At 39.4% G+C, this 25,424-nt stretch carries 23 protein-coding genes and 1 riboswitch; of the genes, 10 read left to right on the plus strand and 13 right to left on the minus strand.

What is annotated here, in order from left to right; all coding sequences use genetic code 11:
- Window positions 1-74 precede the first annotated feature (74 nt).
- Both mqnE and BLU33_RS10730 read right to left on the minus strand, forming a co-directional pair.
- Window positions 75-1,268, minus strand: coding sequence for an aminofutalosine synthase MqnE (gene mqnE / locus BLU33_RS10725; protein WP_091372239.1), 1,194 nt, complete (start codon window positions 1,266-1,268; stop codon window positions 75-77).
- 160 nt (window positions 1,269-1,428) lie between these two features.
- Window positions 1,429-1,650, minus strand: coding sequence for a hypothetical protein (locus tag BLU33_RS10730; protein WP_157682116.1), 222 nt, complete (start codon window positions 1,648-1,650; stop codon window positions 1,429-1,431).
- A gap of 103 nt (window positions 1,651-1,753) precedes the next feature.
- On the opposite strand from BLU33_RS10730, the gene BLU33_RS10735 reads away from it, so the two are divergent.
- The 5 genes from BLU33_RS10735 (at window position 1,754) to BLU33_RS10755 (ending at window position 7,864) form a co-directional block, all read left to right on the plus strand.
- Window positions 1,754-2,875, plus strand: a complete 1,122-nt coding sequence (locus BLU33_RS10735; RefSeq protein ID WP_091372243.1) for a trans-sulfuration enzyme family protein — start codon at window positions 1,754-1,756, stop codon at window positions 2,873-2,875.
- A gap of 80 nt (window positions 2,876-2,955) precedes the next feature.
- Complete coding sequence (locus tag BLU33_RS10740) at window positions 2,956-3,651, plus strand: hypothetical protein (RefSeq protein ID WP_091372245.1); 696 nt, start codon at window positions 2,956-2,958, stop codon at window positions 3,649-3,651.
- A gap of 142 nt (window positions 3,652-3,793) precedes the next feature.
- Window positions 3,794-3,904, plus strand: a riboswitch (SAM riboswitch).
- A gap of 240 nt (window positions 3,905-4,144) precedes the next feature.
- The gene (locus BLU33_RS10745) at window positions 4,145-5,470 is read left to right on the plus strand and encodes an O-acetylhomoserine aminocarboxypropyltransferase/cysteine synthase family protein (protein ID WP_091372248.1); all 1,326 of its coding nucleotides are present in this window, start codon (window positions 4,145-4,147) and stop codon (window positions 5,468-5,470) included.
- 93 nt (window positions 5,471-5,563) lie between these two features.
- Window positions 5,564-6,619 carry a homoserine O-acetyltransferase family protein gene (locus tag BLU33_RS10750; RefSeq protein WP_091372250.1) on the plus strand — a complete coding sequence of 352 codons (1,056 nt, stop codon included), beginning with the start codon at window positions 5,564-5,566 and terminating at the stop codon, window positions 6,617-6,619.
- Between the two features lie 6 nt (window positions 6,620-6,625).
- Window positions 6,626-7,864, plus strand: coding sequence for a homoserine dehydrogenase (locus BLU33_RS10755; protein WP_091372253.1), 1,239 nt, complete (start codon window positions 6,626-6,628; stop codon window positions 7,862-7,864).
- Between the two features lie 164 nt (window positions 7,865-8,028).
- Here BLU33_RS10755 and BLU33_RS10760 read toward each other — a convergent pair whose 3' ends face one another.
- From BLU33_RS10760 to BLU33_RS10770, 3 genes are read right to left on the minus strand one after another with little or no spacing between them, the layout of a single operon-like run.
- Window positions 8,029-9,432 (minus strand): dihydrolipoamide acetyltransferase family protein, encoded by a 1,404-nt coding sequence (locus BLU33_RS10760; RefSeq protein ID WP_091372257.1) that lies wholly within the window; start codon window positions 9,430-9,432, stop codon window positions 8,029-8,031.
- 49 nt (window positions 9,433-9,481) lie between these two features.
- Window positions 9,482-10,723 carry a competence/damage-inducible protein A gene (locus tag BLU33_RS10765; RefSeq protein ID WP_091372260.1) on the minus strand — a complete coding sequence of 414 codons (1,242 nt, stop codon included), beginning with the start codon at window positions 10,721-10,723 and terminating at the stop codon, window positions 9,482-9,484.
- Between the two features lie 4 nt (window positions 10,724-10,727).
- Complete coding sequence (locus BLU33_RS10770) at window positions 10,728-13,424, minus strand: putative LPS assembly protein LptD (protein ID WP_232009431.1); 2,697 nt, start codon at window positions 13,422-13,424, stop codon at window positions 10,728-10,730.
- Between the two features lie 106 nt (window positions 13,425-13,530).
- Here BLU33_RS10770 and BLU33_RS10775 point away from each other — a divergent pair, with 106 nt between their 5' ends.
- Together BLU33_RS10775 and BLU33_RS10780 are read left to right on the plus strand one after the other, a co-directional pair.
- Window positions 13,531-14,415 carry an N-acetylmuramoyl-L-alanine amidase family protein gene (locus tag BLU33_RS10775; protein ID WP_091372266.1) on the plus strand — a complete coding sequence of 295 codons (885 nt, stop codon included), beginning with the start codon at window positions 13,531-13,533 and terminating at the stop codon, window positions 14,413-14,415.
- Window positions 14,416-14,512: 97 nt separating this feature from the next.
- Window positions 14,513-15,457, plus strand: a complete 945-nt coding sequence (locus tag BLU33_RS10780) for an MlaD family protein (RefSeq protein WP_091372268.1) — start codon at window positions 14,513-14,515, stop codon at window positions 15,455-15,457.
- A gap of 123 nt (window positions 15,458-15,580) precedes the next feature.
- On the opposite strand, the gene BLU33_RS10785 is transcribed toward BLU33_RS10780, so the two are convergent.
- The 4 genes from BLU33_RS10785 to BLU33_RS10800 all read right to left on the minus strand — a co-directional run bounded on the left by BLU33_RS10785 (window position 15,581) and on the right by BLU33_RS10800 (window position 18,957).
- A complete protein-coding gene (locus BLU33_RS10785) occupies window positions 15,581-16,498 on the minus strand; it encodes a ribonuclease Z (protein ID WP_091372271.1) in 918 nt (305 codons plus the stop codon).
- A gap of 22 nt (window positions 16,499-16,520) precedes the next feature.
- A complete protein-coding gene (locus BLU33_RS10790) occupies window positions 16,521-16,898 on the minus strand; it encodes an STAS domain-containing protein (protein WP_091372274.1) in 378 nt (125 codons plus the stop codon).
- Between the two features lie 47 nt (window positions 16,899-16,945).
- Window positions 16,946-17,890: a phosphoribosylaminoimidazolesuccinocarboxamide synthase gene (locus tag BLU33_RS10795; RefSeq protein WP_091372277.1), complete on the minus strand. Its 945-nt coding sequence runs from the start codon at window positions 17,888-17,890 to the stop codon at window positions 16,946-16,948.
- A gap of 107 nt (window positions 17,891-17,997) precedes the next feature.
- Window positions 17,998-18,957: a PhoH family protein gene (locus BLU33_RS10800; RefSeq protein WP_091372280.1), complete on the minus strand. Its 960-nt coding sequence runs from the start codon at window positions 18,955-18,957 to the stop codon at window positions 17,998-18,000.
- A gap of 100 nt (window positions 18,958-19,057) precedes the next feature.
- Here BLU33_RS10800 and BLU33_RS10805 point away from each other — a divergent pair, with 100 nt between their 5' ends.
- From BLU33_RS10805 to BLU33_RS10815, 3 genes are read left to right on the plus strand one after another with little or no spacing between them, the layout of a single operon-like run.
- Entirely contained in the window at window positions 19,058-19,834 is a 777-nt protein-coding gene (locus BLU33_RS10805; RefSeq protein ID WP_091372281.1) for an SAM hydrolase/SAM-dependent halogenase family protein, read from the plus strand.
- 5 nt (window positions 19,835-19,839) lie between these two features.
- Entirely contained in the window at window positions 19,840-20,364 is a 525-nt protein-coding gene (locus BLU33_RS10810) for a hypothetical protein (protein ID WP_157682117.1), read from the plus strand.
- A 53-nt stretch (window positions 20,365-20,417) separates the two neighbouring features.
- A complete protein-coding gene (locus tag BLU33_RS10815; RefSeq protein WP_091372286.1) occupies window positions 20,418-21,809 on the plus strand; it encodes an MBL fold metallo-hydrolase in 1,392 nt (463 codons plus the stop codon).
- A gap of 167 nt (window positions 21,810-21,976) precedes the next feature.
- On the opposite strand, the gene BLU33_RS10820 is transcribed toward BLU33_RS10815, so the two are convergent.
- The 4 genes from BLU33_RS10820 to BLU33_RS10835 form a co-directional block, all read right to left on the minus strand.
- Window positions 21,977-22,927, minus strand: a complete 951-nt coding sequence (locus BLU33_RS10820; protein ID WP_172829242.1) for a D-2-hydroxyacid dehydrogenase — start codon at window positions 22,925-22,927, stop codon at window positions 21,977-21,979.
- A gap of 107 nt (window positions 22,928-23,034) precedes the next feature.
- Window positions 23,035-24,102, minus strand: a complete 1,068-nt coding sequence (serC, locus tag BLU33_RS10825; protein WP_091372288.1) for a 3-phosphoserine/phosphohydroxythreonine transaminase — start codon at window positions 24,100-24,102, stop codon at window positions 23,035-23,037.
- 189 nt (window positions 24,103-24,291) lie between these two features.
- Complete coding sequence (rpe, locus tag BLU33_RS10830; RefSeq protein ID WP_091372291.1) at window positions 24,292-24,960, minus strand: ribulose-phosphate 3-epimerase; 669 nt, start codon at window positions 24,958-24,960, stop codon at window positions 24,292-24,294.
- Between the two features lie 123 nt (window positions 24,961-25,083).
- A complete protein-coding gene (locus BLU33_RS10835) occupies window positions 25,084-25,356 on the minus strand; it encodes a hypothetical protein (RefSeq protein WP_091372293.1) in 273 nt (90 codons plus the stop codon).
- Between the last annotated feature and the right edge of the window lie 68 nt (window positions 25,357-25,424).

The raw sequence follows: 25,424 nt of genomic DNA on the forward strand, positions 1-25,424 counted from the left end.
TTCAATCGTATATATAACTATTCTATTACCTCTTCAAGTGTGTTAGTCCGCCACTGCACCAATGAACTATTGAACTAATTAATAACCGGCAGTTTATAAAAAGAAGGTTTCGCTTCTTCCGGGAACTGGTAATCGTTATAATCAGTCACTACATTATACAAGGTATCACGCTCAATTGGGTACCTGCCTACATGTTTTATTAGTTCAACCAATTGTTTGGTGCTCATACCCGGGTGCTGCTCCTCTGAGCCTGCCATTGAGTAAATTTTAGTGGTATCATCCAGCGTACCGTCAATATCATCAACCCCAAAGTTTAATGATAACTGCGCTGTTGTGCGACTGATCATTGCCCAATAGGCCTTTATGTGATCGAAATTATCCAAGTAGATACGTGCGATAGCGTAATTCCTCAAATCCTCAACCACAGTTGATTCAGGCACATTCGACATTTGGTTATCCTTATTACGGAATTTCAATGGGATGAAAGTCTGGAACCCACCTGTTTTATCCTGCAAGGTACGTAGGCGATCCATATGATCAATCCTGTGCCAGAATTTCTCAATATGGCCGTATAACATAGTAGCATTTGACCTGCCACCTATTTTATGCCATTCTTCATGTATAGCCAGCCACTGGTCGCCGGTACATTTATCTTTTGATATCAGGTCCCTAACTTCGGGGTGAAATATCTCTGCACCACCACCAGGTATTGATTCCAAACCGGCATCCATCATCATGCGCATGCCTGTAGCATAATCGATCTTGGCTTTCTTGAAAATGTAATGGTATTCAACCGGGGTTAATGCCTTAACATGCAGCTCAGGGCGGTGTTGTTTTATTTTGGTGAATAGTTCGGAGTAAAAGGCGACATCATATTGCGGCAATACACCACCAACTATATGCACCTCGGTAACCGGCTCATCATCGTATTTTTTTACAATGTCGAGCATTTCTTCCATGGTATATTCCCACCCTTGCGAGCGTTCTTTTATCAACCTTGAGTATGAGCAAAATTTGCAATCATAAACACAAAGATTAGTTGGCTCGATATGAAAATTACGGTTGAAATAAGTTTTGTTGCCGTGGCGTTTTTCGCGGATGTAGTTGGCAAGGATGCCCAGATATCCTAATTCGCCTTTTTCAAACAGTAAAACACCCTCATCAAAGGTGATGCGTTCGCCGTGAAGCACTTTTTCCGCAATGTGTTTTAAATCAGTCGGTAAACCCGTATCCTGTAATAATAAAGTTAAATTACGTTCAGCTTCCATTAAAAAAACTTTGTGCAAAAGTAACAATTGTTACCATAAATGAGGGCATAATATCAATGCTGAAGTATCCTGAAAAGCTTTTTACCTAAAAATTACCGTTAATTGACTTAACAGCAAATTAGTGATTCAGGCGCATTTTATAAAGCACCAAAACGGGAAATTACTCCTGGTGAGCTTTTGCTTCTCTCCTGTTGTTAGTCCAGGCTGTATAGTAAATATTTACATAGTATAAGCCCAGCACAAATAACGATCCTACAAAAGCACCATTAATAAAAGCGGAATTTACCATGGCCTGCGCCGGATAAAAAAACTTAAGCAATAGGCTTGTCAGCATAATAACCACTAAAATAATTGAAGCAACTGGTAATTTTCCTACTTTCATAATATCTATATTATAAACAAATATAATTAATAGTTCATTAAAGTCAATATTATCATACACAGGTAAACTGCAAAAATTTTTATGTTTGCCAAAACTTTATTTCATGAAAATCGAGACCATCGCCATACATGCAGGCAATCAAAAAGATGAAACTTCGGGCGCTGTAATTCAGCCTATTGTTATGTCAACTACATTTGAACGTGCTGCGGATGGTTCGTATACCAGCGGCTATATATATAGCAGGTCGGCAAACCCGAACCGTACCCTGCTTGAAAATGTGTTGGCAAAACTGGAACATGGTGTTGATGCCGCCGCTTTTTCATCAGGCAATGCCGCTGGGATGGCTGTTTTTCAATCATTAAAACCGGGCACTCATATCATATTGCCTGATGATATGTACCACGGTTTGCGCAACCAGTTGAAAGCGCTTTTCGTTGGTATTTTGGAGTTTGATTTTATCGATATAAATAATACTGAAGTTTTAAAACAACATATTAAGCCAAACACAGGTTTAATATGGATCGAAACACCATCGAACCCTCTGTTAAAACTTACTGATATAAAGAAGGTGATCAGAATTGCGCATAAAAATGGCATTAAAGTAGCTTGTGACAATACTTTTGCTACGCCTGTATTCCAGCAGCCGCTTGTATTGGGTGCTGACCTTGTGATGCACAGCAGTACCAAATATTTCGGTGGCCATAGTGATTTGATGGGTGGCGTTTTAATAACCCCAGTAAAAGACGATTGGTGGGTAAAAATAAAACAGGTACAGGAAATGGGCGGCGCCATACCCTCTCCCATGGATTGCTACTACCTTGCACGCAGTATAAAAACCTTGCCTTACCGTATGGCAGGTCATGCAAAAAACGCGCAGTTATTAGCTGAATACCTGCAAAAACACCCAAAAGTTGAAGCGGTAATGTATCCGGGATTGCCTGAACATCCGCAACATGATATTGCTAAAGAGCAAATGCTGGGCTTTGGTGGGATGTTATCTGTTTGTATAAAAGGCGGCGAAGTTGAAGCCAGGCGAGTAATAAATAGCCTGGAATTATTTACTCAAGCCACCAGCCTTGGTGGTGTTGAAAGTTTGATAGAACACCGTGCATCTGTTGAAGGGCCGGATACCAAAACACCGTTTAATTTATTACGGGTATCAGTTGGATTGGAGCATATAGATGATCTGATCACAGATATGGAGCAGGCGTTGAGTAATTATTAAACAACTCACAAATGACAGTTTGTAAACTATGCTTGCAAAATAAACCCCTTTTAAAAAAATCTCATATAATTCCCGATTTTATGTACCAGGAATTATATGATGAAAATCATAAATTAATTTCATTCAATCCCCAAAATTACGTAAACGGAGAAAAAAGAATAAAGAACCCATCATCTGGTGAATACGAAGGTGGAATACTTTGCAAGAATTGTGATAATAATATTATAGGTTCTTATGAAACCTATGCTGCTAAAGCATTATTTGGAGAAAAACTAAATACAGAAGAATCTCCTATATTAAAAAACAATGCGGATAAAGGAGATAACACTCAATTTTCTATATTCAACAACGTAGACTATAGAAAATTCAAGTTATTCTTATTGTCAATTCTATGGCGTGCAAGCATATCTAAAAGAGCAACATTTGGATATATTAATTTAGGTCCACATGAAGATATATTAAGAAAAATGATTTTAGATGGTGATCCGGGAACTGAACATGAATACCCAATTTTCACTATGACCTATCTTAATGACAAAAAAATGCCAAGAGATATTATTCTTACACCGACGCGGAAAAGAACGAAAGCGGGCCATATATTTTATATATTTCCCATTGGTGGTTTAATTTATTCATATTATGTAAATTCCAAATATCATCCACTTCCAGATTATGTTAAAATTGGAACTATTTCAAAAGATAATAAATTTATTATAGTCAATATTCCTAAAGGCGAGGCATGGGATTTTCTATTTAATTACATGGGATTAAAATAATCTTATCATTTGATTTATACCAATGATAACTATAAAATACTCAATTTGAAATTAAATTTGGTTTAATAAATACTATCGCACTATATTTGCAACAATATTTGGTAGCGATATCAAATGAGATCAACTCCCCTTAAAAGGTTTTGATTTATAAAGAAGCGGCGAGAGATCAGGCTCAATTACCCGCTGGCAACCCTCTAAGTTTAGAGAAGGTGCCAATTCCTGTCCCGGCAAATAACACCGGGGGATATAAATTAACGACCATGAAAAGTTCAAAAAACACATTTTCACCCCAACCGAAAGCCTTAAAAGGTTCTTTGTTTGCTACATATAGCTATTCTACCGGCTGTATTTGTTGCTGTTGTTGAAGCAGTACACGTCTTTATTTTTCTTTTCCTGAAAAAAAACGCGTGTTACCTCACACAGGTATATGTTTTACCCTATCGTGAACTAGCCATAAATACAAATTTTTAATCACCTGTAAAATCAAATCAATATGTCAGCTACAAACTTAAAATTCGAAACACTGCAATTACATGCAGGCCAGGAAGTTGATCCTACAACCGGCTCACGCGCTGTGCCTCTTTATCAAACTACATCATACGTTTTTAACAATGCCCAGCATGGCGCAAATCTTTTCGCGCTAAAGGAATTCGGCAATATATATACCCGCATTATGAACCCTACTACCGATGTGTTTGAAAAACGCATCGCAGCATTAGAGGGTGGCGTAGCAGCGCTGGCAACAGCATCGGGTCAGGCAGCACAATTTCTGGCGCTTAATAATATCTTACAACAAGGGGATAATTTTGTGACCTCTCCTTTCCTGTACGGTGGTACTTACAATCAATTTAAGGTAGCCTTTAAACGCCTGGGCATCGAGGCTCGTTTTGCCAAAGATGATCATGCGGATAGCATCGAGTCATTGATCGATAAAAACACTAAAGCCATCTTTTTAGAAACCATAGGTAACCCGGGTTTTAATATCCCTGATTTTGAGAAGATCGCAGCTGTAGCTAAAAATCATGATCTGCCGTTAATAGTTGATAATACCTTCGGCGCAGCCGGATATTTATTCCGCCCGCTGGAACATGGCGCACATGTAGTTGTTGAATCAGCCACCAAATGGATTGGCGGGCACGGCACAACTATTGGCGGTGTTATTGTAGATGGCGGTAATTATAACTGGGGCAATGGCAAATACCTACAATTTACTGAGCCATCAGAAGGTTATCATGGATTAGTTTTCGCTGATGTATTTGGCGTTAACGGTCCGTTCGGCAATATACAATACATCATACGTGCACGTGTTGAAGGTTTGCGTGATTTTGGCTCATCACAATCGCCGTTTAATTCATGGTTATTAATACAAGGATTGGAAACATTATCCCTGCGTGTGCAACGCCATGTTGATAATGCGCTTGATCTGGCTAAATGGCTCGAACAGCATCCACAGGTAGCAAAAGTTAACTATCCGGGTTTAGCGTCATCGCCATACCATGCATTGGCCAAAAAGTATCTGAAAAACGGTTTTGGTGCGGTATTATCATTCGAGGTAAAAGGTGATAAGGAACAGGCCAGTAAGTTTATTGATAGCCTGAAACTGGTAAGTCATTTAGCAAATGTTGGCGATGCCAAAACATTAATTATACAACCATCTGCAACTACGCATCAGCAATTATCAGATGCTGAGCAGTTGGCAGCCGGTGTAACACCAACATCGCTACGTGTGGCTGTTGGAATTGAACACATTGATGACATAAAAGCTGATTTTGAACAGGCATTTGTAAAAATCAGTGAGCAGGCAGCAGAGTTAGTTTAATATTGAGTTTTTTTTTAGTTTTTTAGTGATAATAGTGTTGTTACGGGATGCAGCTGCCAACAAGCAGCTGCACCGCAATAACAAAACGGTAACATGAATACACAAATATTTAAAAGTACACAACCACTTGAGCTTGAATCGGGACAGCGGATACAGCAACTGGAAATAGGTTATCATACCTATGGTAAATTAAATACAAACCGGAACAACGTTGTGTGGGTATGCCACGCGCTCACAGCAAATTCAGATGTGATGGACTGGTGGAAAGGTTTGTTCGGCGAGAATGAATTTTTCAACCCTGAAGAGCATTTTATTGTTTGCGCTAATATTTTAGGGTCGCCTTATGGTACAAGTAATCCACTGAGTGAAAACCCTGTAACCGGGCAGTCTTATTACCTGGCATTTCCGCAGTTTACAGTAAGGGATATTATTAAGGCACATCAACAATTGGCTGAGCATCTTAAGATAGATCAGATCGAGATATTGATAGGTGGTTCATTAGGTGGCCAGCAGGCTGCTGAGTGGGCAATTATTGAGCCATTACGTATAAAGAACCTGATATTGATAGCGACTAATGCCCGTCATTCACCATGGGGTATCGCGTTCAATGAATCACAGCGCCTGGCACTATCAGCCGACCGTACTTTTTATTCAAATACCCCTGATGGTGGCAGAAAAGGTTTAAAAGCAGCACGTAGTATTGCGCTCCTATCCTACCGTGGTTATAAAACTTACACGGTGAGCCAGCAGGATGAAAATGATAACATTAGCGATGACCACCGCGCATCATCATACCAAAATTACCAGGGCGAAAAGCTGGTGAACCGGTTTAATGCTTATAGCTACTGGTATTTAAGCAAGGCTATGGACTCGCACAATGTAGGCCGTAACCGTAATGGTGTTGAGAAAGCATTAAGTCTGATAAAAGCCCGTACATTGGTTATCGGCATAAAATCAGATGTATTATTCCCGGTTGAGGAACAGCAATACCTGTTCAGGCATATACCAAAATCAGCATTTGCTGAGTTTGATTCCTTTTACGGTCACGATGGATTTTTAATTGAAACAGAAGCATTAACAAATATTATAACGTCTTTCTTTAAAACAGATGTAAAAGGAAAGATAATAGAACTACAAAGAATAGCATAACACATAATGAGTAAGAAATTAAATATAGGGTTGTTTGGTTTTGGCGTTGTTGGCCAGGGATTATATGATATTATCAAAACCAAGAACCTGAATCTTGAAATAGTTAAAATAGCAATCAAAAATCCGGAGAAGAAACGTTCATTACCAGCAGAAATATTTACTACTGATAAGGAAGAAATACTAAACAACCCGGAGCTCAACACCATTGTTGAGCTAATCAACGATACCGAAGCTGCATTTGAGATTGTATCCCGTGCACTAAGTACAGGCAAAAATGTAGTATCGGCCAGCAAGAAAATGATCGCTACTTATTTAAATGAGTTGATTGAATTACAGCATATTCATGGCACTTCTTTATTATACGAAGGCGCGGTTTGCGGTAGTATACCAATTATCCGTAACCTGGAAGAGTATTATGACAATGAATTACTGCACTCTATCAGCGGTATTTTTAACGGATCATCAAACTATGTATTATCAAAAGGTTATTTAGAAAATCTTGATTACGATACAGCATTAAAACAGGCTCAGGACTTAGGTTTTGCTGAAACAGATCCAACCAGTGATGTAGGTGGATTTGATGCTAAATATAAACTGATAATAGCCGCATCTCATGCCTATGGCGTAATTGTTAAGCCTGAAGAGGTATTGAATATCGGTATTCAGAACTTAACAGCCAGCGACCTGCAGTATGCCCGTGAGAAGAAATTAAAGATAAAACTTGTGCCGGTTGCCAAAGAACTTGACGACAGGCATGTTACCATGTTTGTACTGCCAAAGTTTGTAAACGAAACTGAGTTTTTATACAATGTTGAGTATGAATATAACGGTGTAACTGTACAGGCCGCGTTTGCCGATCAGCAATTCTTTTTCGGCAAAGGTGCCGGTGGTCATCCTACTGGTTCTGCTGTTTTATCTGATATTGCAGCATTACGTTACAATTATCAATACGAATACAAAAAAGCAAAAGGCAAAAAAGACTTGAACTTTACCAATAACGTTGAATTGAACGTGTATTTACGCTATGAGGATGAAGCACTTGTAGAGGTCCTTAACTTTAAACACATTCATGAGCGTTACCACTCAGACAGCTATAAATTTGTGATTGGAAAGATCAACCTGCAAAATCTGATCGATAATCAATTGCTTATAGCGGATAACAAGGCATTTATAGCCTTTGCTGATCAGTTAACAGGAGTTAGTTTAGCTCCGGCAGTAAAATTAACAGCTGAAGTTGTTGAGTAGATTGCTCCAGCTTATAAAATGAAAAAGGCTCCTTTAGGGAGCCTTTTTCATTTTATCTTGTAGTCATGCTGAACTTGTTTCAGCACCCCATCAACTAAGTGTAGAATTTGCTTAGCCGTTTGTCCTGTGAGATCCCGAAACAAGTTCGGGATGACATTGTGGAATTATATATCCCTGTTCAAATCCCAGTTTTCCAGGTAATCAGCCACTTTACGTACAAATGATCCGCCTAAAGCACCATCAACTACTCTATGATCGTAGGATAATGATAGGAACATCATATGGCGTATAGCGATCATATCACCCTCTTTAGTTTCAATTACAGCCGGTTTCTTTTTAATGGCCCCAACTGCTAATATTGCCACCTGTGGCTGATTGATGATCGGCGTACCCATCACATTACCAAATGAGCCTACGTTAGTAATGGTAAATGTTCCATCTTTTACATCATCAGGTAATAATTTACCGTTGCGAGCGCGATTTGCCAGGTCATTAACAGCTTTGGTTAGCCCAATAAGGTTTAGCTCATCAGCCTGTTTAATTACAGGTACTATCAGGTTACCGTTTGGCAATGCGGTAGCCATACTGATATTTATGTTCTTCTTTTTGATGATCTGTGTTCCGTTAACCGAAACATTTATCATTGGCATTTCTTTAATAGCCCGTGCAACAGCTTCAATAAAGATTGGCGTGAATGTTATTTTCTGACCTTCACGCTTTTCAAAGCTATTTTTAATCTTTTCGCGCCATAAAACAAGGTTAGTAACATCGGCCTCAACAAATGAGGTAACATGCGGCGATGTTTGCTTGCTCATCACCATGTGATCGGCTATCAGCCTGCGCATCCTGTCCATCTCAATGATCTCATCACCGCCTGAAACTGATACTGCAGCTTTTACAGGCTCTGGTTTAGGCTCATATGCAGGATTCGGATTGGCGGGTGCAGCCGTTTGCTGCGACGGCTGTGTGTATTGTGCGTGACCGTTATTAGTAGACCGGTTTTTAATATACTGCAACAGATCGTCTTTAGTCAGCCTGCCTTCAGCTCCCGTACCTGAAACCTGGTCGAGTTCGGCAGCGCCAATACCTTCCTGTACAGCAATACTGCGTACTAATGGCGAATAAAACCTGATGGAATCATTTAACGCTACTGTATTTTGAACAGGTTCAGCCTTAGGAAGCTGTTCAATGCCTGGTATAGCAATCACAGGCTCAGGCGTCGCTACTGCAGCATCCGGCGCTTTATATGTTTCTGTAGAAACAGGTTGTTGTATTTCGGAGGGTGCAGGTGCAATAGGTGCTTCAGGTTTAGCTGGTTCCTCGGCAGCTTCTGTTTCAATTATAGCTATAACAGAGCCTACCTGTACCACATCATCTTCAGTACAAAGTTGTTCCGCAAGTTTTCCGGCTACAGGTGATGGAACTTCTGAGTCAACTTTATCAGTTGCAATTTCCATTACTGCTTCGTCTGCCTCAACATAATCTCCCGGTTTTTTTAACCATTTGATGATAGTTGCTTCAGCAACGCTCTCTCCCATTTTAGGCAGTAACAGCTGATATTTTGCCATAGAAAATTTAGAATTAGTATCGTCAAAAATAACTAATTCATTCTTACTTTTAGTATTCTTTTAGTAAAGTATTCAACATAGATAATGCGGACATGGCACTTCTTTCAATGTTTTGAATACGTTTACTGCTGAATGTGAATTTTTTAACCAATGTTTGCCGGGCAGATGCCACTCCTATCCAAACTGTACCCACAGGTTTATCAGGCGTACCACCATCAGGGCCGGCAATGCCAGTAACCGCAATAGCAAAATCTGATTTGAAATTTTTCAAAGCGCCTGCTACCATTTCAGTAACAGTTTCTTCACTTACGGCACCATATTTTTCAATTGTTTCATCTTTTACACCCAGCAAACTCTCCTTTAACTGATTCGAATAACTAACCGCTCCACCCAAAAAAACTTTTGATGAACCTGCATGCTGGGTGAATAAATGCGAAATATAACCGCCTGTGCAACTTTCAGCAACCGATAGGGTTAAACCCTTTTCAATCATCATATTTAACAGGGCTTTTTCAAGCGGGATATCCTCCTGTGTTACCACGTTGATACCTACACGTTCAACAATTCGCGCAGCAAATTCATCTATCTTTTGTTTTAAGAGATCAGCATCATCGCCGTAAGCGCTTAATCTTAAACGTACCTGACCTAATTTTGGCAGATAAGCCAGCTTAATGTATGGTGGCAGGGCATCTTCAATATCTGCTATTTTTTCCGCTAAAAATGATTCTCCTTCGCCTGCTGTTAATATAGTTTTGTGAATAATTACCGGTAGTGTAAATGTGGTTTTAAGTTTAGGTATAACCTCCTCCTCAATCATATACATCATCTCGAAAGGTACGCCCGGCATCGATACATATATCTTCCCCTCCTGATTAAACCACATACCCGGGGCAGTGCCGTTTTTATTCAGGATAACTTCGCAGTTTTCGGGTACTTCAGCCTGCAAACGGTTCACCTCAAGCAGGGGCCTGTTATATTTAGCAAAAATCCGGTTTACGTTTTCAAGCGCCTCTTTACTTTCAACCATGCCTACCCCAAAGTATTCAGCTAAGGTTTTTTTGGTTATATCGTCTTTTGTAGGGCCTAGTCCACCGGTTATTAATATGATATCTGCCCTGTTACTTGCTTCCGCAAGCGCGGTTAAAATATGCTGGCGGTCGTCAGATATTGATGAGATCTGTTTTACACGTATACCAGCATCATTAAGCTGCTGTGCCATCCATGCAGAGTTTGTATCAACTATTTGCCCTATAAGTATCTCATCGCCAATGGTTATTATTTCTGCTAACACTTACTTATTGATTAAAATATGAACTGCTGGTATAATCACTCTTCTTACTTAGTTTCAGATCCTGTAATATAGTTGATTTTACCCTTAAAGTAACGTTATATGATTTATAATATCCAAACGGCAACCATTGTATTGAAAGGTCCCAGCAATGCAGATCGCGGTAGATTGAAAACGATGTGGCACTGCTTAACGCGCGCGCCTTTAAGTCGTAGTTAGTTGAATATTGTATCTTCCACTTGGGGGTTAAATTAAAATCCCCGCTTATCATCATCGTATTAGTAGTGTTCGTGTTGGTTACATTATTATTATAGGTAAAGCTGTAGTTAAAAGAAATATTCCAGGGGATATTAAAATCAACATAGGCCGATGGATCGCTATTTAATAATGCCAGTCTATCTTGTTGCTGGGGCGTCATATTTTGCATATTACTGCCAACAGGCGCTTGTGTTGTATTATGCGGATGAAATGAGGTTGAATTTAAACTGCCGCTTGCTGATATGCTAAATGATTGCAAAGATGGTAATTTACCATCCTGCCAGGTAAAACGGTCTATCTCGTGTGAATATTTTTGAATTACGCCATTTGATATTGAATCCATAAGTTTTGATTCATACGGGTTAAATACACCACTAAAACTAATATTTACTTTTTGGTGCAATATAGCCGTGTGTCCTGAGAATGAGATGGGTGAAAGCCTGAACGAATCAGCCGCGAAATTATAGAATGTAGAGAAAGTTAACCCATCCAGTATTTTCACATGTTTATCGGTGTTGGATGTATCAGTGGCTTTTGCTTTTACCTTAGCTTCAATAGTATTATCCAAACTAAAGTTTAAGCCTGCCTGTCTGCCTGCTGATGGATAGCCATAAACGCCGTTCTGAAATATAGAATATGTTGTATAGGTAGCAGGGTATGGTATGGTTGCATTACTTACAATCGTTTTATAATAGCCATAGCTTGGGTCCGAGAAATCCGGTTTGTACTGAAACGAGATGGATGGCGTCATAACTGTACGGATGGCTTTTAACTTACTTTTCTTGAAGTTCATTGTACCATATACTTTTGTTGAAAAGCCCGCACTCAGGTTATACTCGCCCGATCTTTTAAAGCCCCCTACCGTATCAATAGTAGGAAGAGTAGGATCGATGAGGTTATCACGGTTATATTGTTCTTTTATGCTTTGAAAATACCAGCGCTCTGTATAGTTTGCTGTTGCACTAAATTGAAAATATTTAAGCAGGGTTTGATTGAAGCCAATAGGTATTTGGTGCTCAAGCCCGTTTTGCATCTTTTTAAAGAGGGTATTACCCTGGAATAATTCCGATTCGGGTATAGCATTAATATTGTTTGTTCCCTGTAAGCTATAACCTACTGTTATTTTTTGATACCACTTTTGAGGGCCTACCCTGTCTTTTGAATCAAAAGGGCTCAGTGTTGACATGTTGAAGTTAAACGTAGGCAAGTTCAGCGTAACCGTTTTCGCTGTTAGGTCCTGACTGTGTGATAAGCTTACGGTAAGGTTAAAAGGAGTACCGGCCCATACCCTGCCATATGCTATACTTGAACTTAAATTGTTTTGTGTAAGCGCCTGCAGGTTATAGTTACTATATGCAGGGTTATTCTGGTAAAAAGTTGATGTACCCGCGTTTACCGATGCACTAAACGTACTCCCCGGACTTGCATTTGAGTTTTGGGAATGTGACCAGGTAATATTGAAGTCCTTAGTCGGGGGATCGCCCTGTAATCCGTAATTATGTGAGCCATAGCTTAATGACAGATTTCCTGAATATTCATACCTGCTTAAATAATGTACCGTTTCATTTAAATCATATGACCCTTTTGCATAAAAGGTGCCTTGTGTGGTCATATCAACATAATCATTCAAGGCAATGTAATAGCCTAGATCTTTAATGTAAAAACCCAGTTTCTGATCCTCTCCAAAAGTTGGCAATATAACACCTGACGTTCTGGTATCTGGCTTTGGAAAAAAGGCGAAAGGAACAGCCAGCGGTATGGGCACACCTTCAATCTCAAGATATGCCGGACCCGAGATAATACGTTTCTTCTCCCCTATGCCCTTTGTTATCACTATACCGAAATCCGTTTCAGGAAAAGGCTTATCGCAGGTACTGAAAAGCACATTCCGATAGGCGGCTTCATCTTCATTCAATTTTTTTACCTGACCACCCGAAATATAGTTGCCCCCCTGTTCTGATGCAGGGTTATATACTTTACCCTTTTTGGTTTCGTAATTAAAGAGTAATGAATCTGATTCAACAGGTTTATCTTTACCCTGTTTTGTAATGGGGCGGCCTATGTACCGGTGCGTTCTGGGATCGATGCTACCGCTGGCAAATATCAGATGATTTTTTTGATCGACCCTTATATAGTCGGCATCCATTTCAACATCTTCATATTTTACACGGGCCCTGCCATAGAAATATAAAATATTGTGCACCTTATCAACAATGGTTGAGTCATCAGCATTACCTTTTATTTCGGCTGCCAATTCATTCTTACCCTTTTTGGATGAAGTGTCACTTTTACCAATAATACCTTTAGTATTATTACTTTTCGTACCTTTAGTACTTACTGTATCTTTTATTCTAAGAAGTTTTTTGTCTTTTATAGAGTCGAGTTTGATAATAGTATCAGTAAGTGGTCTATGGTAGTTATATTTACCTTTTTTAGGTGAAGCCATAACATTTACCATTAAAACAATTTCAAGCAGAAAAAACAGGCTGATGAATTTCAAAATCGATTATGAATAGTATTTTTGCAGAAACAATTAACAGTGTTCAAACATAATGAAAAATAAAATATTGAAAAGATTGATTTGCAGTTTATCGTTACTACTGGTGTCCTTTTCGTTATTTTCCTCTCCAATTGACTCATTAAAAAAAGATACGGTACCTTCCAACGGCTATAAAATCAGAACCATTGTTGTTGATGCGGGCCATGGCGGCACTCCATCGGGTACAACAGGGCATTTTTCTCACGGCGCTTCGGGGTCATATTCTTATGAAAGAAATGTAACGCTAGCTATTGCACTTAAATTGCAAAAGGCGGTAGAAAAAGATATGGGCGGTGTAAAGGTGGTTTTAACCCGTAGTACCGAAGATGATGTTTCATGGGAAAAACGTTCGCAAATAGCTAATGATGCCAAAGGTGATCTTTTTATATCTCTACATTGTAATGCATTGCCCGATAAGGTGATACATGAGCATGGTAGAAAAATACATGTTCCGGATCATTCCGGAAGAGGTGTATTGTTACTGGTATATGGTTTTCATCGTACTAAAGAAGAAGAAGCCGCAATAAGTAAAAATTTATTGGGTGATGAGGATTTCAAAGAAAATGACAACTCCGGTTTTGATCCAAACGACCCTACTTCGGTTATTTTAATGAATTCCATTAAAGCGAAATACCGTAAACAAAGCATACATTTGGCTGATTTAATAAATTCGGAATTTGTTGAACACGATGGCCGGCACAGTGATGGTGTGATTGAACAGGGAGTTTTAGTGCTTTGCCATACCGCGATGCCTTCTGTTTTAGTTGAAACGGGTTTTATTGATAATCCTGACGACGAGGCATATTTAAACTCTGAAAGCGGACAGGATGAAATAGTAGCATCAATAGTGAGGGCCTTGCAAAATTATAAAAAGGAAGTAGAAGACGCGGCAGAGTAAGTACTTAAACATAATGTAGCGGCCCTGGTTAGTTGTAGATTTTGAGACCTAAACTGCTTATATCCAGCTGATACCTGAAAAAAGACATCTAATAAAAATGAAAATATCAAACGAAACAAAAATTGGAGTACTAACTGCTGTTGTAATTACTGTGCTGATATTGGGTTACAGTTATTTGAGCGGGAACGACGTTTTCTCCAGGTCGAATAAATATTATGCTATTTATAATAGTGTAGACGGGCTTTCGGTATCAAAACCAGTACTGGTAAATGGCTTTCAGATCGGCAGGGTATCAAGTATGCACCTGCGGGCCGACGGGCGTACAGTTGTTGAATTTAAGATAGATCCGCAATATAATGTTCCGTCAAGCACACTGGCGCAACTGATCAGTACCGACCTTTTAGGTGGTAAAGCCATTAGTTTTGAATATGGCGACAGCAAGCAGTTTGCACAGGATAAGGATACTTTACGTGCCGACATACAAGGCAGCCTGGCCGAAAGCTTGCAGCCTATCCAAATGAAAGCAGAGCGTTTGATATCTAAATTAGATTCATCATTAGCAGCTGTAAATAAAATATTGAACCCTGATTTCCAAAAAAATGTTGACAGGAGCTTTAACAGTATAGCCAACTCGTTGCAAACGCTTGAAGGTACAACTAAGAAAATTGATGCACTGGTTGGCGGCCAAACAACGCACATAAACAATATTATGAGTAATGCTGAGGTGGTATCGGATAATTTAAAAACCAGCACGGGGCATTTAACAACTGTTAGCACAAATTTTGAAAAGGTAAGCGATGACTTGGCAAATTCAAACATTAAGCAAACATTAGATAACGCCAACAAAACATTGACCGACCTACAGGCCACTATGAGCAAGATCAACAACGGTAATGGTTCATTAGGGTTGCTGATAAATGATGATAAGATGTACAAGAATTTGAGTGACGCTACGGCTAATTTAAATAACCTGTTCATCGATATAAAAGCACATCCTAAACGTTATGTGAGCTTCTCGGTGTTCGGCGGTAAGAAAAATTAGTTTATTACTTTGTCATTTCAACCAAAGGGAGAAATATTTTTCGCAAGATAGGTATACAGCAGCAGATTTTTCGCTACCGCTCAAGAGAATAGTTTCTCCCTCCGGTCGAAATGACAATTGTGCTTAATACTCTATAACAAACGTTTTTCCTTCAACGGCTAGCTCGGTATCAGGGAAAACAGTTTTTGCCTCGTCAAGCAATTCATTAAGCGTCTTATATCGCGCCGAGAAATGCCCCAGCAAAAGTTTCTTAGCATTTGTTTTTAATGCCACCTGCCCTGCCTGCAAAGCGGTAGTATGATAGGTGCTCTGTGCACGCTCCAACATATCATTTAAAAATGTAGATTCATGGTATAGCAGGTCCACATTGCTTATCTGCTTAAAATAACTTTCACTATAAATTGTATCCGAACAATAGGCATAACTTTTAGGCTCTTCAGGTGCCGAGGTTAGCGTTTCATTTTTATATACCGTTCCATCAGGAGCGGTGTAATCAACACCCTTTTTTAATGCAGTATAGTATTCAATGGGGACGTTAAATTCTTCCAGCTTATCTTTTAACAGCTTTCGGTTCCTCTTTTTTTGCCTGAATAAAAAACCTGTGCAATCTATACGATGATCAAGCGGTATGCTTTCAACAACAATGTCCTGGTTATCGAAAATTACATTTGCTTTATCAGGTACGGTAAACACATAATTAATAGGGTACTGTAAAACTGTTTCAGAATATTTTAGTTGAACATCTATAATTTCTTTTAACGGAGCTGGTGCAAAAAGATTCAATGGTTTTGTGCGCCCATTAAGGTGCATTGATGAAAGCAGGCCCAATAAGCCCAGGTAATGATCGCCGTGAAGGTGACTGATGAAAATATTATCGATACGACTAGCCTTTACACCAAAGTGCAGCATTTGCTGCTGGGTACCTTCGCCGCAATCAATTAAATACAGGCGCTCATTAATATTGAGCACCTGTGAAGAAGGATTTCGATTGAATATGGGGGTTGCGGAACTGCTGCCAAGTATTGTTACCTCAAATTTCATACAGGGTAAACAATAGTGGTGATTATTTTGCTTCTTTTTTTAATTCTTTTTCTATTTCTTCCATAAATACAAGGTCGATAGCCTCTTCTGATGTAGGAACTATAGAAAGTACATTATCCAATTGCGAAATAGTTATCAGGCGTGAAACAGCATCGCTTAATCCCGTTAGGATAAACACCCCTTTGGCATTTTTACATAAACGGTGCCCTACCAGTAAACTGCTTAATCCGGATGAATCGGCAAATTTTACTTGTGAAAGGTCGAGAACAATGTTTCTCTGGCCTTCAGTATTTATAAGAATTAACTCAGATTTTAGCTGAGGAGTAACCAATGAATTTAGTTTTGACTCATTCAGCTTCACCAATATATACTTCTCGTGTTTATCAACCGTAAATTTCATCTCAATAAATTAAAGCACTAAGATATAATATTATTTATAAATAAAAGTTACAATGCCGATAGCGCACTTATAATTGCTGTTTCAACCCTGTTTAATATATCAGCACTTTCGGGTTTTACAAACGCTTCACCTGTAATTTTTTCGTAAAGCTCAATATACCTGTCAGATATGGATTGAACTATCTCTTTTGTCATCGTTGGTATAACTTGTCCGTCTTTGCCCTGAAAACCATTTTCAATCAACCACCTTCTAACAAACTCTTTTGAAAGTTGTTTTTGCTGTTCACCATTTGCCTGGCGTTCTTCATAACCTTCGCTATAAAAATAACGGGATGAATCCGGGGTATGTATCTCGTCAATCAGGAATATTTTTCCATCAGCCTTGCCAAATTCATATTTGGTATCAACTAATATCAAACCTTGTTTTGCCGCTATTTCGGTACCACGTTGGTATAATGCCCTGGTATAATTTTCCAGTTGAATGTAATCCTGTTCAGATACAATCTTTTTTGCCAGTATTTGCTCGCGCGATATATCCTCATCATGCCCTACCGATGCTTTTGTGGTTGGCGTAATTATGGGCTCAGGCAGTTTATCATTTTCCTTTAATCCTTCGGGTAAACTCACACCGCAAACCTGCCTTTTACCAGCAGCATATTCACGGGCAGCGTGGCCTGCGAGGTAACCACGAATAACCATTTCTACTTTATATGGCTCGCAAATACGGCCTATGGTAACGCTTGGATCAGGTACGCTAACAACCCAGTTAGGTACAATATCGGCTGTGGCCTTTAAAAAGCTTGCCGCTATCTGGTTTAAAACCTGTCCTTTAAAAGGTATAGCTTCCGGCAAAACCACATCAAATGCTGAAATGCGGTCGCTAACAACCATGGCCAGGTATTTATTTTTTATAGTATAAACATCGCGTACTTTTCCCTTATAAAAGGCCGTTTGCCCCGGAAAATTAAAGTGTGTTTCTTTTATTGCATTCATTTTTTTAGTATCAAGTATTTAGTATCAAGTATCAAGTAAAAAACTTGTCATCAAGCGTTTAGCATCTTACTTTTTTGTCTTGATACTAAATACTTGATACTTGCTACTTATTGTATATCTCCGTAAGCTGCTAATATCTTCCTTACCAGTTTGTGCCTTACTACGTCTTCGCCGCTTAAGTAAACTATGTCAATACCTTTAATATCGGTCAAAATACGCAAAGCGGTATGTAAGCCAGATTGTTGTTTTTTAGGTAAATCTATCTGTGTAACGTCACCTGTAACAATAAATTTGGCTGATGGGCCCATACGTGTTAAAAACATCTTTAACTGCATATCAGTAGCATTCTGTGCCTCATCCAAAATAACAAAGCAGTTATCCAGTGTACGGCCGCGCATAAATGCCAGTGGTGCTATCTCAATAGTACGGTTCTCCAGGTAAAGCTTTAGCTTTTCTGCAGGTATCATATCATCAAGCGCATCATATAACGGGCGTAGGTACGGATCTATTTTTTCCTTAAGGTCGCCGGGTAAAAAGCCGAGGTTCTCCCCTGCTTCAACTGCCGGCCTGGTAAGGATTATGCGCTTTATCTCCTTATTTTTTAAAGCCCTTACTGCCAGTGCAACCGCGGTATAGGTTTTACCTGTACCTGCCGGGCCAATGGCAAAAAGTATATCGCTTTTGTTAATACAATCAACCATTTTACGTTGGTTGGCTGTACGTGCCTTTACCATAACACCATTAGGGCCAAACACAATAACTTCGCCACTGGCAAACTTATCCGCTGCCGGATCTGCTGGTGAAGATGCTGATGCTTTTGTACCTAAAATACGCTCAAGGTCAGTGATGTTAAGTGATTCATATTTCTCCACATGCTGCAGCAGGTGCTCAAATCTTTCATGAAACGTAGTTATTTCATGCTCATCCCCTAATATCTTTACCTCGTTGCCGCGGGCTACAATTTTTAGCTTTGGATACTGCTTTCTAATGATCTCAAAATGATCATTATTCGGTCCCCATAATACTGCGGGGTTGATGTTTTCAATTGATAATTTAAGTTCGTTCAATACAAATTGATTTTTTAGTTGCAGATTTTTATGAATTAAAAATTGATATTTGCAGCATCTAATGCTTCTACAAGATTAGTAATAAAATTTTAAAATATTAATGGCAATAATAACATTAACTACAGATTTGGGCGATAAAGATATTTATCAGGCTGCACTCAAAGGCAGCATCCTGAAATTGTTGCCAACCGTAAATATTGTTGATATTACCAATAGCGTTTCGGCCTTCAATATACAGCAAGCAGCGTTCATTTTAAAGAATAGTTTTTATTATTTTCCGGATGCTACGGTGCACTTAATTGGTATTGATACAGTCTTCAGCACATCAACCCGGTACCTGGCTATAAAGTATAAAAATCACTATTTTGTTGGTGCCGATAATGGCATATTCTCCCTGATGTTTAATACCGAGCCTGATGAGGTGGTGGAAATAACTATTATGCAGGATCTTAAATTTTTGCACTTCCCGCTGGCCGATATTTTTGTTAAGGCTGCCTGCCACCTGGCAAAAGGTGGTAAGCTGAGCGAAATAGGGATACCTACCAGCGATATTGAAAAGAAAATGAACCTCCAGCCAGTGGTTGATAAAAACCAGATAAAGGGCTCTGTGATCTATATCGACTCGTTCCAAAACGTGATAACCAATATAACCAAGGAATTTTTTAACAATGTACAGCGCGGACGCCGTTTTATTTTGTACTTTAAACGCAATGAAACCATTAACCATTTAAGCTGGCATTATAACGAAGTACCCGAAGGCGAAAAACTATGCTTATTTGGCATAAGTGACCATTTGGAGATCGCCATAAATAAAGGAAATGCAAGCGGCCTGTTAGGGCTAAACCTTGGCGATAGCGTTATACTCGATTTTGAATAACACACATGATGAAAAAAATACTTTTACTCGTTCTATTCTCTCTTTTTTTGGCTGATACCTATGCACAGGTAACTGCCGACTCGATGGCTTACCAGGCACAACGTAAAAAGATAAACGATATGCTGGGGCAGCGTAAACAAAAGTTTGGTCAGTATGATCAGAGCTTAAGTCAGCATACCGGCATATTTGGGTTGCAAACAAAAAATGATATCCGCCGGTCGAATGATATTTTGATGGATATTGTTAAAACTGATGACGATATCTTCGCTCAGCTAAAAGTTTTACTGGACTATAAAACATTTGAGCAGAAAGAAGTTCAAAGTCACATTGCAGATGCCGATACCAGCAAGATTGGGTATATGAATACCATAAACAGGCTGAGGGATCAAAACGAGAAACTGAGACATGATATTGAGTTAACAGAGCAGGATCAGCAAAGAGGCAAACAGATATCTTTGGGGATAATCTTCGCGCTTCTTTTTATTGTTATATTGCTTTTGAGAGCTAAATTCGTTAAAAAAGGCAAATAGTTCATAGCCAATTGACATATGATTTGTTACACAGGGTTTAGCTATGAATTAGGATGAAATTAACCATACACGGGGCTGCCCGACAGGTTACAGGCAGCATGCATTTGCTGCAGGTTGACAAATATAAAATACTGGTGGATTGCGGGCTTGATTACGAAAAAGACCACAACATACAAATGAATGAGGATTTTCCATTCGATCCTGTTGAGATTGACCTGGTGATACTTACCCACGCTCATATTGACCATTCAGGCAATTTGCCTACGCTTGTACGCTTAGGTTTTGAGGGCCAAATATTGTGCACCCCTCCTACGGCTGATCTTACCGAGCTCTTATTGATGGATTCTGTTAGTATTTTTATGCGTAAGGCGCAGAAAAAAGGGAAGCGCGGGAAAAGCAAATTCAATAGTGGTGGCCAGCCTTTATACCTGCAAAAACATGTGATGGATACGGTGGAGCGTTTTGTTACCATTGGCTTTAACAGGCCGTTCAGGGTGAATGGCGATATTGAACTTACTTTTATACCAGTTGGGCATTTGTTAGGCGCAGCGGCTGCAGTACTCAAGATAAATGATAACGGCACTGAAAAAAGCATAGCATTTACAGGCGATATAGGCCGTAAAAACTATCCTGTTTTAAATGATCCGGAAAGCTTACCACAGGTTGATTACCTGGTAACAGAATCAACCTACGGTGGCCGGTTTCATTCCAAAGGAAAATCTGTTGAGGAAACTTTGGTTGAGGTTATAGAAAAGGCTTGTATAAAAGAACAGGGCCGCATGATCATCCCTGCATTCAGCATTGGGCGTACACAGTCGCTGGTTTTTGCGCTTAATAAGATATTCAGCAGCGGCTTACTGCCACCTGTTAAAGTATTTGTTGATAGTCCGATGGCCTCAATGGCTACGGGTATTTACCGCAAATACCATAACCTGGTGAACCAGGAAGCACAGGATTTCTATAAAAATCAGGGTGATGAGTTTGAGTTTGATAACTTAACTTATGTTGAGACCCTGAAGGATAGCCGCCAGGTTTCCAATTATTTTGAGCCTTGTATTATCATATCATCAGCAGGAATGCTGGAGGGCGGCCGTATACAGGATCACCTGTTCTATAACATCCAGAATTATTATTGCACCATTCTTTTTATTGGCTATTGCGCCAAAGGGACGTTAGGTCATCGTTTATTACGTGGCGATTCTATCGTGCACATTAAAGACCGCGACCTTGCGGTTTATGCCACTATTAAACAAACCGATGTATTGAGCGCCCACGGTGATCATGAAGATCTGACGAATGTTGTTCATCAACAGGATAAAACAAAAAACAAAAGCGTTTTCCTGGTGCATGGTGAAACCGAAAGCATGCAGGCTTTAGCTGATAGTTTGGAGTTTGATGAGTATAAGGTAGTGATACCGGAAAAGGGAATTAGCTACGAATTGTAAAAAAAACATGTCATTGCGAGGAGGAACGACGAAGCAATCTCGTCGCGTTCAATATGCAAGCGACGAGATTGCCGCACTATCGCTCGCAATAACAAATCCTTTAAAACAAAAACAGAGTCTTCTCAAAGACTCTGTTTTTGTTTTTTTTATGAATATGGGAGATTCCTTTACTTATTAAAGTGCTCGATTATCAAACTAGCCAGCTCCACACCTATTCTTTCTTGTGCCTCATTAGTGGCTGCGCCGATGTGAGGGGTTAAGGAAATTTTAGGATGTTTCAAAATCTCTTCGCGTGGTGTAGGTTCGTTATCAAATACATCCAGTGCCGCGAATGATACTTTGCCGCTATCTAAGGCTTCAATCAGCGCCAGCTCGTCAATTAAGCCACCACGTGATATATTTACCAGGCCTACGCCTTTTTTCATCTGAGCCAGCTCTTCAGCGCCTATAAGGGCTTTGTCAACAAATGGTGTATGCAGGGTAATAAAATCTGCTGTTTTGATGATCTTCTCCAATGAAGCTGATTCAATAGTAACATTTACTACGGTGCCGCCGCCTAAAACCAATGCCAGTTCAGGGTTGAACGGGTAAAGATCATAAGCCAAAACATCCATACCAACGCCAATAGCTATTTTAGCCACTTCGCGACCGATACGACCAAAACCTACAATGCCTAAAGTTTTACCACGTAATTCAACACCTTTTGCATAAGCTTTTTTAAGATCATTGAATTTAGTGTTTCCTTCAACAGGCATTTTGCGATTACTATCTGCTAAAAAGCGAACGCCACCAAATAGTTGCGCGAAAACCAGTTCGGCAACTGATAATGAAGATGAAGCTGGTGTGTTATACACGCCTATGCCTTTTTCCTTAGCATATTCAACATCTATATTATCAACACCTACTCCGCCCCTGCCAATCAGCTTAAGGTTTGGGGTGGCATCAATTAAAGCTTTACGTACTTTAGTTGCACTTCGTACAGTTATTGCATCGTAAGCCTTTAGTTTCTCAGGTAATTCATCCTGAGGTATGTTATTTGTATCTACTTCAAAACCGGCATCTTCCAGCATTTGTTTCCCTATCGGATCGATACCATCATTAGCTAATATTCTTATCATTACATTATAATGTTTAGCCCCCCAGCCCCCTAAAGGGGGAGCAATTTATACAGTTCCTCCTTTAGGGAAGGAAGTTCCTTATTCCCCCTTTAGGGGGTTAGGGGGCTTTATTTATTATTCTCTGCAAATTCGCGCATGGCATCAATCAGCACATAAACGCTGGTGATAGGCAATGCGTTGTATATTGATGCTCTGAAACCGCCTGCGCTTCTGTGTCCTTTTATGCCAACTATTCCCTTTTCATCACATAGTTTAAGGAATGGTTTTTCAAGCTCAGGATTTTCAGTTACGAAACAAACGTTCATGATTGAACGATCTTCAGGAACACATACACCTTTAAATAATGGGTTACGGTCTATTTCATCATACAATACCTTTGCTTTGGCTTCATTCTCTTTTTCAATAGCTTCAACGCCACCTTTTGATTTAAGCCAGTTAAGTGTGAGCATTGAAACATATATAGCAAATACCGGAGGCGTATTGTACATTGAACCGCCTTCTATCTGTGTTTGATAGTTAAACATTGAAGGTATTTTACGCCCTGATTTACCTAATATTTCATCCTTAACAATTACCAATGTAACACCTGCAGGTCCCATATTTTTTTGAGCACCGGCGTAGATCAAACCAAAATCGGCAACATTTACTTTACGGCTGAATATATCTGATGACATATCACAAACAACAGGTACCGGTGACGGGAAGAACTTATGCAGTTGTGTACCGTAAATGGTATTGTTTGATGTAATGTGGAAGTAAGCTGCATCGGCAGGAATTTCAAAATCCTTAGGGATATAAGTGAAGTTAGCTTCTTTTGCTGTAGCAACAACTTGTGCCTCACCAAAATATTTAACTTCCTTTATTGCTTTATTTGCCCATACACCCGATTCAAGATAAGCGGCTTTTCCGCCCTCTGGTAATAAATTATAAGGTACCATAGCAAACTGTGTGCTTGCACCTCCTTGTAAAAACAATACTGAATAACCTTCCGGAACGCTGAATAGCTCTTTAACTAATTTTACAGCTTCGTCCAAAACAGCTTCAAACTCAGGCGAGCGGTGTGAGATCTCTAATATAGAAAGTCCTATACCATTAAAATCTACCACTGCTGCTGCAGCCTGTTTCAAAACCTCATGAGGTAAAATGCCGGGTCCGGCACCAAAATTATGTTTCATATTATTAATAATTTATAGCTAAATACGTAATTAACAAATTGCTACTTAGCCGCGCCGAAGTTAATTAATTTGACAAAATATATAGACATTATTTGCTTTTTTTTCAAAAAGCAGACAATTCTCCGACTAAAACGGTTTAAGCAAAAAAGATCAGTTAAAATGAGGGTTTACGGGTTAATTCTTAAAGCTTTACGATCGCGATAAGATACCGGGATGCTTTAAGCTGGCTATGGTGGCCGATGGATCAGCCGATGCAAATACGGCATTACCTGCTACAAATACATTAGCACCTGCATCAATAAGCTTGGCAATATTGGTTTCATCAACACCACCATCCACTTCAATCAGCAGCTCCGGATTATAGCGTCTTTTCAGTGCTTTAATGTCAGCTAATTTTTTGTAAGTATTATCAATGAATTTTTGTCCGCCAAAGCCTGGATTTACTGACATAATGAGCACCATATCCAGATCAAGGATAATATCTTCCAATAAAGCTACAGTTGTATGCGGATTAATAGCAACACAAGCTTTACAGCCCAATTCCTTTATCACCTGTACGGTGCGGTGCAGATTTGGGCAAGCTTCGTAATGCACGGTAATGCTGGCTGCGCCAGCCTCTTTAAAATCCTTTAAATAGCGCTCGGGCTGTACAATCATTAAATGAACATCCAAAGGCTTTTTAGCATGCTTATAAACAGCCTTAACAACAGGCAATCCTAATGAAATATTAGGTACAAACATCCCGTCCATCACATCAACGTGGATCAGATCGGCCTCGCTGTTATTAATAAGTTCAATATCGCGTTGCAGATTAGCAAAATCGGCAGCTAAAATAGATGGTGCGACTAGATGATTCATGCCTCAAAGATAGTAATTAGGATTTTAGTCGGAAAGTCCGGAAGTCGGAAAGTCAATAAGAAAAAGTTAAATCAGTGTAATTACTTCCGGTCTTTACAGACTTTCGGTCTTTTCAGACTTAAATCAATCACAATTCAGTAGCAGATCGTAATATTTTTTCATGAGGATAATGTCATAATTAACCAGCGAACTATAAGCTTCAGATACCAGTTCGTTCAAAATAGAAGCACCAAGTTGCCCTCCTCCATTTGGGATGGATTCATAATACTTGATCAATTCTTTAACCCTTATAATTTCATATAATAATTGCTGGATCAGATCAGTTTGCGCGCTGTTCTGTATACTATTCGCATTATTATCAAGAAAATCTAAAGGATCTTCGGTAGTAGATGTCATTTTTCGATAAAAAACTCCGCTTTTTGCAACTATTTAACTGATAGAAAGCCTAAAAATTAGCTTTTGTT

It is taken from the genome of Mucilaginibacter mallensis, from assembly GCF_900105165.1.
Lineage (GTDB): Bacteria > Bacteroidota > Bacteroidia > Sphingobacteriales > Sphingobacteriaceae > Mucilaginibacter > Mucilaginibacter mallensis.